Annotated in this window: 7 protein-coding genes and 1 pseudogene; 7 read left to right on the top strand and 1 reads right to left on the bottom strand. The window is 37.1% G+C overall.

The genetic code is table 11. The features are described from left to right. Positions 1-7: 7 nt before the first annotated feature. Positions 8-553 (bottom strand): annotated as a pseudogene (locus AAHB12_RS30515) (TetR/AcrR family transcriptional regulator). 211 nt (positions 554-764) lie between these two features. Here AAHB12_RS30515 and AAHB12_RS30510 point away from each other — a divergent pair. From AAHB12_RS30510 to AAHB12_RS30480, 7 genes are all read left to right on the top strand, one after another. Next, positions 765-1,520 (top strand): carboxymuconolactone decarboxylase family protein, encoded by a 756-nt coding sequence (locus AAHB12_RS30510; RefSeq protein ID WP_342048836.1) that lies wholly within the window; start codon positions 765-767, stop codon positions 1,518-1,520. 16 nt (positions 1,521-1,536) lie between these two features. Continuing rightward, entirely contained in the window at positions 1,537-1,788 is a 252-nt protein-coding gene (locus AAHB12_RS30505; RefSeq protein WP_342048837.1) for a tautomerase family protein, read from the top strand. Further along, positions 1,752-2,615 (top strand): aldo/keto reductase, encoded by an 864-nt coding sequence (locus AAHB12_RS30500; RefSeq protein ID WP_342048835.1) that lies wholly within the window; start codon positions 1,752-1,754, stop codon positions 2,613-2,615. The genes AAHB12_RS30505 and AAHB12_RS30500 overlap by 37 nt, the downstream gene beginning before the upstream one ends. A gap of 82 nt (positions 2,616-2,697) precedes the next feature. Continuing rightward, positions 2,698-3,105: a cupin domain-containing protein gene (locus tag AAHB12_RS30495; protein ID WP_342048833.1), complete on the top strand. Its 408-nt coding sequence runs from the start codon at positions 2,698-2,700 to the stop codon at positions 3,103-3,105. Positions 3,106-3,838: 733 nt separating this feature from the next. Beyond that, on the top strand, positions 3,839-5,719 hold the full coding sequence (locus AAHB12_RS30490) for a beta-glucoside-specific PTS transporter subunit IIABC (RefSeq protein WP_342048832.1): 1,881 nt from the start codon (positions 3,839-3,841) through the stop codon (positions 5,717-5,719). A gap of 37 nt (positions 5,720-5,756) precedes the next feature. Then, positions 5,757-6,599, top strand: coding sequence for a BglG family transcription antiterminator LicT (gene licT / locus AAHB12_RS30485; RefSeq protein ID WP_342048830.1), 843 nt, complete (start codon positions 5,757-5,759; stop codon positions 6,597-6,599). Positions 6,600-6,617: 18 nt separating this feature from the next. After that, the gene (locus AAHB12_RS30480; RefSeq protein WP_342048829.1) at positions 6,618-8,105 is read left to right on the top strand and encodes a glycoside hydrolase family 1 protein; all 1,488 of its coding nucleotides are present in this window, start codon (positions 6,618-6,620) and stop codon (positions 8,103-8,105) included. Positions 8,106-8,701: the final 596 nt, after the last annotated feature.

Genomic DNA, 8,701 nt, shown 5'->3' with positions numbered 1-8,701 from the left:
TTGGCGTTTAGAAATTCCTATCTAGCAAAATCCCCACTTGTTCTGCAAGGACATTCGAGGATTCTGATAATCCATTAGTGATCCAAGCTATTACTGTCTCTACGATGGCAGCACCAAAAAATTTAAGAACTATATCCTTACTTAATCCTTGATTTTTTCCATTGGTTACATCTATTTCCCCCTCTAACTCCTCGATTATAAAACTCAGGAAATGACTACGAAAAGCCGGGGCTCCTTTACTCGTTAACATGGTTGAAAAGAATTGATAATTACGTTCAAAATATTCAAACCAAATCAAATTTCCCTAAACAAAACTTAATTCAGCTGCCGATTCGCACAATTTCCTTAGTTCGTTAATATGTTCTTCAATCAGCTTTTCCAGTAGATCAAATTTATCCATATAATGATCATAAATGGTTCTTCGACCGACATTTGCTCGGTCGGATATATCTTGTATGGTAATCTGATCAAAGTTTTTTTCAGACATCAGTTCAATAAAAGCATTTTTTATTGCTTCTTGAGATTTTTGTACTCTTCTATCCACCCTAGTCATTTAATAACCACCAAACTTTCTTCAAAAATTACCGCACGATTTTAATTAACTTGTGCAATAACGCACAAATCATGGCATTTTGATTATTGCAGACATCCTTTTTCCATTTTATATTATACACAGATGTGCGATAACGTATCGATATGCAATTTAACAAATCAAATTTTATTAACTTTGGGATAATAAATGAATTAATAGTGGAGGTGTAATTATGGACCGTGTTAAACAGAGCAAGGAAAAGTTCAAACAGCTATTTGGTGAGGGAGTAACTGCCGCACAAGTTACCGATCCTGATTTTCAGGACATCCTGAGCCACTTCATTTTTGGGGAAGTCTTCTATCAAGGTAATCTTGATGACAAACAGCGTGAGTTGATCACCCTGGTGGTTCTTGCGACCAACCAGACGTTGCCTCAACTAAAGGCACATGTTAGTGCCGCGCTAAACGTTGGGCTAACACCTGTAGAAATTAAAGAGGCTGTTTACCAGTGTGCGCCATACATTGGATTCCCAAAAACGTTAAATGCGATCAATGAAATCAATGAGGTTTTCAAGGCTAAGAATATCGCTTTACCAATTGAAAGTCAAAAGACTGTAGATGAAGATAGTCGTTTTGAGAAAGGGCTTGCTGTTCAAACAGAGATTTTTGGAGATGTGATTAAAAGAATGCAAGAGTCAGCTCCGGCAAATCAAAAGCATATACAAGAATATCTTTCCGCTTTTTGTTTTGGAGATTTTTACACTCGTGGTGGACTTGATTTAAAAACGCGAGAGTTGCTTACTCTGTGTATCGTTAGCGCCTTAGGCGGTGCTGAAGGTCAAGTGAAGGCACATGTGCGAGGAAACAAAAATGTGGGCAACGACAAAGAAACATTGATTGCCACTATTACTCACTGCCTTCCTTATATGGGCTTTCCAAGAACACTGAACGCATTAGCTTGCGTTAATGAAATGATTCCTGAAAATTAAGAAAAGAGAATAGGGGATCCCACATATTCTTGTAAAACTTTTACCGGGCAGGACTGAAGAACAAAAGAAAGAACTTACTGATAAGATTGTTCAAGCTGTTAAGGATACAGTAAACGCTGGAGAGTCAAGCATCTCTGTTTCATTTGAAGAAACTCCTAATGAGACATGGGAATACCAAGTATATAAGAGAAGGTACTACAAAGAATATAACAATGCAAAGGAGACAAAAACATGTTTAACGAAACTTACAAATTATCAAATGATGTAGAAATCCCAATATTAGGTCTTGGTACCTGGCTGCTTGACGATGCACAGGCAGCACAGGCAGTACGTGATGCGGTATCTATCGGATATCGCCATATTGATACTGCTCAGGCTTATATGAATGAAGCTGGTGTAGGCGAAGGAATCCGTTCCTGCGGTGTCGCAAGAGAAGAACTTTTCATTACGACAAAGGTTGCTGCAGAAGCAAAAACCTATGATGCAGTTACGCAGTCCATTGACGAGTCTTTAGCAAAGATGGGACTGGATTACATTGACCTTCTGATTATCCACAGCCCACAGCCTTGGAAGGAGTTCCGTGAAGGGAACCGTTACTTCGAGGAAAACAAAGAAGTATGGAAAGCAATGGAGGATGCTTATAAGACAGGCAAGGTAAAAGCAATCGGTCTTTCTAACTTCCTTCAGGATGATATAGAGAATATTCTTGCAAGCTATGAAATCAAACCTATGGTAAATCAGATATTGGCACATGTGAGCAATACTCCTTTGGAACTAATTGAATTCTGCCAGAAGAATGGCATCCTAATAGAGGCATATTCACCAATTGCACACGGTGCGGTTCTCGATAATGCAGAGATTAAGGTAATAGCTGATAAGTATGGAGTATCTGTTGCTCAGCTTTGCCTACGTTATGATATCCAGCTTGGTCTTGTAGTAATTCCTAAGACGGCAAATCCAGATCACATGAGAATCAATGCAGAGCTTGATTTTGTTATCAGCGATGCAGATATGGAGACTTTGAAGAATGTAGAGCACATCCAGAATTATGGTGAGCATAGCTTCTTCCCGGTATTTGGCGGAAAATTAAAGTAAACAGGTAATGAATGGGGACTTGTTATAGCAATTGATCAGCCAGAGGATACAAATATTAATGATATTTATTGGAGGAACCAAAATGGCGAAACATGAAGAAGTTAAAAATGGCGTTATTTTCCCAGTAGGCGAAAAAAATCCATTTTCACAATTTTTTGTGGGACAAAGTTATCTTAAAGGACTAGTTTCTGATCCTAACGTGAGTGTTGGTGTCGGGAATGTGACTTTTGAACCGGGATGCCGGAATAACTGGCATATCCATCGTGATGGATTTCAAATTTTATTAGTAACCGGTGGAGAAGGTTGGTACCAAGAAGAAGGAAAACCTGCTCAATTCTTAAAAGCCGGTGATGTTATTGTCACTCATGATGGTGTAAAACACTGGCATGGCGCTACAAAAGACAGCTGGTTTGAACATATCGCAATCACTGCCGGTACTCCTGAATGGTTGGAACCAGTATCAGATGAGGAATATAACAAAGTAAAATAATTATAAAGATTTAAAATAAAAGTAGCCGATTCTTTTAATTAGGAGATCGGCTTTTTTATAGCTTTGTGAAGTAATGTACTTAAACTATCCTGCCCGTTAGCTTAAGTACATTTCTTCACAATCTCTTCTAAACTTTACCAACATTCTTTATGTGACTTTCTTTTTTATTTGACGTAATTTCTTTAAAATTAAATGTCGTTGTCTAATAAATTAGAAATAGGGTGTTTTTGCCCATCCCCTCGAAAAGGTGGATTAAGGGATTTTCCGAAAAACAAATCCCCGTTAAATAGAGAATGGACGCTTCCTTATTCAAGAAAAGACCCCTTCATTGCAGAAGATAGTAAGTTGTTCTTCTTCATAATCAAGTAAATAATCAAAAGTTCCAATCAAAACAGCAGTTTTTTGTATTAATACGAATCCTAATCAAAAGATGTTTTTGGCTCGGAGAATCAACAATAGCTAAAAGGAATTCTGTTAAAAATTTTTATGAAAAAGGGTTGTTTTTTTTTTAGTAATACTTTATTATCTATCTTATAAACGCGTTTAAAGCGGTTTCATGAAACGATTTCATTTAATTAAAAAATTAATACTACGCACATTCAACAAGGCGTGTTACTGTTCGGCAGGCAAGACCTAGATTGGATGGGAGATAATATTCTATTTCCCGTCCAATCCAGGTCTTTTTTTGTTGGCTTCATGTCCTCTGTTGATAAAAAAGAAAGCGGGGATAGCAATGAATTACAAAGAATTGGCAAAATCAATCCTCCAATATGTTGGGGGAAGCGGCAATGTTCAAAATGCAGTTCACTGTGTGACACGGTTACGCTTAACTTTAAAGAACCCATCTTTAGCAGATACGGAGAAGATTAGCAATCTTGAGGGAGTTATTAAAGTAGCTAACACAGCGGGGCAGTACCAAGTAATTATTGGGAATGAAGTTGGTCATGTTTACAAGGAATTCATTAAACTAACGGACATTAATGCAGGTTCAAACTCTGCCATTGATGTAGTAACAGATAAAAGTTTAAAGGGATACCTTAACAGTTTTTCAAATTTAATAGTTGGAATTTTTGCTCCAATTATTCCGGCTATTGCAGCTTCCGGGATGTTGAAAGCGCTTCTTGTTCTCTTACCAATGTTCAACCTCATGGCAGAGGACAGTCAGACTTATCAATTACTTAAGGTAATCTCTGATGCTGCTTACTTCTTTCTACCTATTTTATTGGCTTATACAAGTTCACAAAAGTTCGGGACCAATCCGATGGTGTCGATGGCAATAGCAGGCGTGCTTCTGCATCCTAATTTAACAGCGATGTTTAGTAGTGGTAAAGCCATTTCATTTGCTGGGATCCCGGTTAAGATTGTTTCTTACGGGTCTTCGGTTATTCCTATTATTCTAATCATCTGGTTTATGTCTTATATTGAAAAGTTTGCTGATAGAGTATCACCGGGTCCAGTGAAAGTATTTTTGAAGCCATTAATTGTTATCCTAATTGTAGCTCCAATCGGTTTAACGGTATTAGGTCCGCTTGGAATGTACCTAGGTTCAGGCTTAGCGAAGGGCGTATTATGGATTAACGATACGGCTGGCTGGGCAGCTGTTGCAATCTTGGCAGTGATTATGCCACTTATCGTTATGTTTGGTATGCATAAGGTCTTTTATCCTGTTGTTATCGCAGCTTTAAGTAATCCTGGATACGAAAGCCTTGTACTTGCAGCAATGTTAGCATCCAACTATGCACAAGGTGCAGGTTCATTAGCGGTTTACTTTAAGACAAAGGATCCTAAATTGAAACAGGTTGCGCTCTCTGGCGGTATTTCTGGTTTGTTTGGTATTACTGAGCCTGCATTATATGGGGTACATTTGAAACTGAAAAAATCTTTAGTTGCATGTATGATTGGTGCCGGTATCTCTGGAATATTTGTTGGTATTATGAAGGTAAAAGCTTTTGCAATGGTAGGTCCAGGGATTGCGTCTATGCCAATTTTCGTTGAAAAAGGTTCATCGAATTTTATGTTAGCTATTATCGGAGCCGTTATTTCTATGGTGGTTACGTTTATCGCGGTTTACGTTATTGGCTTTAAAGATGAAAAGGTCACAGAAGAAAAAGAAAATACTGCTAAAGCTTCTGTTGAAAAAGAAATTAAAGCAGAACGAAAGGTAATTTATTCGCCAATTAAAGGAGAACGTATTCCGTTAAAAGAGGTAAAAGATAAAGTGTTTTCAGAGGAGATAATGGGTAAAGGGATAGCGATTAAGCCTGCTGAGGGTAAAGTTGTGGCTCCGTTTGATGGAACAGTTGAAATGATTTTTCATACCAATCATGCGATTGGTCTAAAATCAAATCTAGGCGTAGAAGTGCTGATCCATATTGGAATTGATACAGTTAATTTAAATGGACAATATTTTACTTCTCATGTCCAAAAAGGTGAGGAAGTAAAACAAGGGCAGCTCTTGATTGAGTTTGATATAAAGAACATTCAAAAGGCTGGTTACGATACAACAACGCCGGTGGTCATCACAAATTCAAGTGATTATTTGGAGATTCTCCCACAGAACGAAAAGACACAGAATGTATCGAATCAGTCGCTGCCACTTCTAATGGTTTTATAAATAGGGTTTTGATGTAGCTAGGAAAGGTGAGACTGTGATGAAAATAGTAAAAGTGCTAAATACCAGTGTTGTTCTTGCGAAACGAGATGATCAAAAAGAAGTCATCGTGATGGGAAAAGCGATTGGTTTTAAAAATAAACCAGGAGATACAATCAACGAGGAAGATATAGAGAGAATTTATGTCCCTGAGAATAAAAGTACGTCCAATGATTTGACCAATCTAATGAAAGAAACCCCAAAAGAATATTTAATACTTACAGATGAAATTGTCTCTTACGCAAAGGATCGTTTAGCCAAGCCCTTAAATGAACACCTATATATCGCTTTAACAGATCACCTTTACATGGCTACAAAACGTTTTAAAGAGAATTTAACGCTTCAAAATCGACTGCTGTGGGAAGTGAAAAAATTTTATCCGGAAGAATTTAGTATAGGTTTACATGCACTAGATGTAATAGAGAATCAGTTAGGGATTAGGTTTCCGGAAGAAGAAGCGGCCAATATTGCTTTCCACTTAGTGAATGCCCAGCAGACTGATGATAATATGAATCAAATTTTGCTCATGACCAATACAGTCAGGGACATTCAAAATATTATCAAGTTTCACTATAAGATTGACATTCCTACGGATACCATTAATTACTCAAGGTTCCTAACGCATCTCCAATTCTTTGTCCAACGGCTGATTGAAAATAAAATGCTGAGAACCGACGATCATGATTTGTTTGATCAAATTAAACAGAAGTATCCAGAGGAAGGTAAATGTGTAGAAAAAATTGTGAGGTACATCAAAACGAATTTTGATTACACCATTTCGAATGAAGAAAAGATGTATTTAATCATTCATCTTAACAGAGTTATCTCAAGAAACTACGAGTAATAATCAGGAGGTATAAATATGTTGAACAGTATTAGGAAATTCCCAGAAGGTTTTTTATGGGGTGGAGCCGTTGCGGCAAACCAAGTAGAAGGGGCCTGGAACGTTGATGGCAAAGGTTTATCGACGGCTGATGTCGCAATCTTTAAAAAAGGAGTCAGCAAATCCGACTATAAAAAACATAATAAAGTGGATGAAGAACAAATCCAAAATGCGATGAGTGCTAAAAGTACTGAGGACTATCCAAAGCGTCGGGGGATTGACTTTTATCATCGATATCCAGAAGACATGGCGCTTTTTAAAGAGATGGGATTGAAAACATTACGCGTCTCCATTGCCTGGACTCGTATCTTTCCAAACGGGGACGAGGAACAACCCAACGAAGCGGGCTTAGCCTTTTACGATCGGTTATTTGACGAAATGCACAAAAATGGAATAGAACCGTTAGTTACCTTATCTCATTATGAAATGCCACTATATTTAGTGAATCAATATGGTGGCTGGTCGAATCGGATTGTAGTTGATTTCTTTGTGAAATTTAGTCAAGTTGTTTTTACTAGGTATAAAGACAAGGTCAAGTATTGGCTCACTTTCAATGAGATTGATAGTATTGTCCGCCATCCATTTACAAGCGGAGGTATTGTACCCGAACGTTTTGAAAATATAGAACAAACGGTGTATCAAGCATTGCATCATCAATTCATTGCTAGTGCATTAGCCGTTAAATATTGTCATGAAATTATCCCAGGCTCACAAATAGGTTGTATGCTGACAAAATTAACGACATATCCCTATTCCTGTAATCCTAAAGATGTCCTCAAGGCTTCTAAGAACAATCAGTACAATCATTTCTTTACCGATGTTCAAGTGCGTGGGGAATATCCACGATTTATCAATCGTTTGTTCAAAGAGAAGGGAATTAAGATTGATAAACAAGAGGGAGATGACGAGTTACTAAAAGTGCATACCGTTGATTTCATTTCCTTTAGCTACTATATGTCATTGGTCGCTAGTGAAAATAGTGAAGGGATGGAAAAAGTTAGTGGGAATACAATCGGAGGTGTGAAAAATCCTTATTTAGAAGTAAGTGAATGGGGGTGGCAAATTGACCCAATTGGCTTGCGCATTTCTTTAAATGATCTATATGATCGATATCAAGTTCCGCTATTTGTTGTTGAGAATGGGCTTGGGGCTTATGATAAGATTGAGGAAAATGGCAGCATTCAAGATGATTATCGCATTAGTTACCATGAGAAGCATCTGGAACAAATGCTAGAAGCTATCGAAGATGGAGTCGAGTTAATGGGTTACACCAGTTGGGGAATTATTGACTTAATTAGTTACTCATCTTCAGAAATGGAAAAGCGATACGGTTTTATCTACGTGGATCAAGATAATGATGGAAATGGCACGTTAGAAAGAAAGCCAAAGAAAAGTTTTTATTGGTATAAAGAAGTGATAAAAAATAATGGGATCTTGGCTCGAGTAAAAGAAGAAGTGATACGTTGATATAAAAAGAAGTGGAGACAATTCCACTTCTTTTTTAATTAGTAAGTATAGTTTCCACAGGGAAAAGCGGCCACGTATTGTAAGGATGCTCTTACTTTTGTTACTATATCCTCTGTTATAGAAAGTGAACTTCTCTTTTCAACGATTCTCATTTTATAAGAAAATGAATGTAAGAAATGATAAATTTTCGTACATTCACATTTTTTTATAAGGACCTGTTAAAACTCATTGTTGTTTTTACTTGCTGAACTCACCCGTTTAGTTAAGTGCAACCCTTCACAATCTCATCTATATTCAAAATAAATATCCAATTTTCTTTAAAGATCTTGTTCAATTATTTGGCCCGTTTGCGGAACAACTTTATTGTTATTCAACACTCAATTCTTTGGGATCTTTTTTTGTTTATAAAAGTATACCTTTAGGAATGATCGAACATTCTATGAAACTATGCACCTCAAACAGTACCTAAAGGTAGAAAATGTATTTTAGAGATGTCTCAAAAAGTACATATACCTTTGGGTACTGTTTTCAGCGTTAATTTATGACACCATTTGAACCGTTGATATTGTTAGGGTATTAATGTGGTGTCATTACTA

The organism is Bacillus sp. OTU530, assembly GCF_038440375.1.
Note: the sequence above shows the minus strand (reverse complement) of the source record. Positions and strands in the feature narration are given on the sequence as shown.

Coding starts and splice junctions, on each gene's coding strand:
- AAHB12_RS30510 (WP_342048836.1), top strand. CDS start 765: ATGGACCGTGTTAAACAGAGCAAGGAAAAGTTCAAACAGCTATTTGGT.
- AAHB12_RS30480 (WP_342048829.1), top strand. CDS start 6,618: ATGTTGAACAGTATTAGGAAATTCCCAGAAGGTTTTTTATGGGGTGGA.
- AAHB12_RS30490 (WP_342048832.1), top strand. CDS start 3,839: ATGAATTACAAAGAATTGGCAAAATCAATCCTCCAATATGTTGGGGGA.
- AAHB12_RS30500 (WP_342048835.1), top strand. CDS start 1,752: ATGTTTAACGAAACTTACAAATTATCAAATGATGTAGAAATCCCAATA.
- AAHB12_RS30495 (WP_342048833.1), top strand. CDS start 2,698: ATGGCGAAACATGAAGAAGTTAAAAATGGCGTTATTTTCCCAGTAGGC.
- licT (WP_342048830.1), top strand. CDS start 5,757: ATGAAAATAGTAAAAGTGCTAAATACCAGTGTTGTTCTTGCGAAACGA.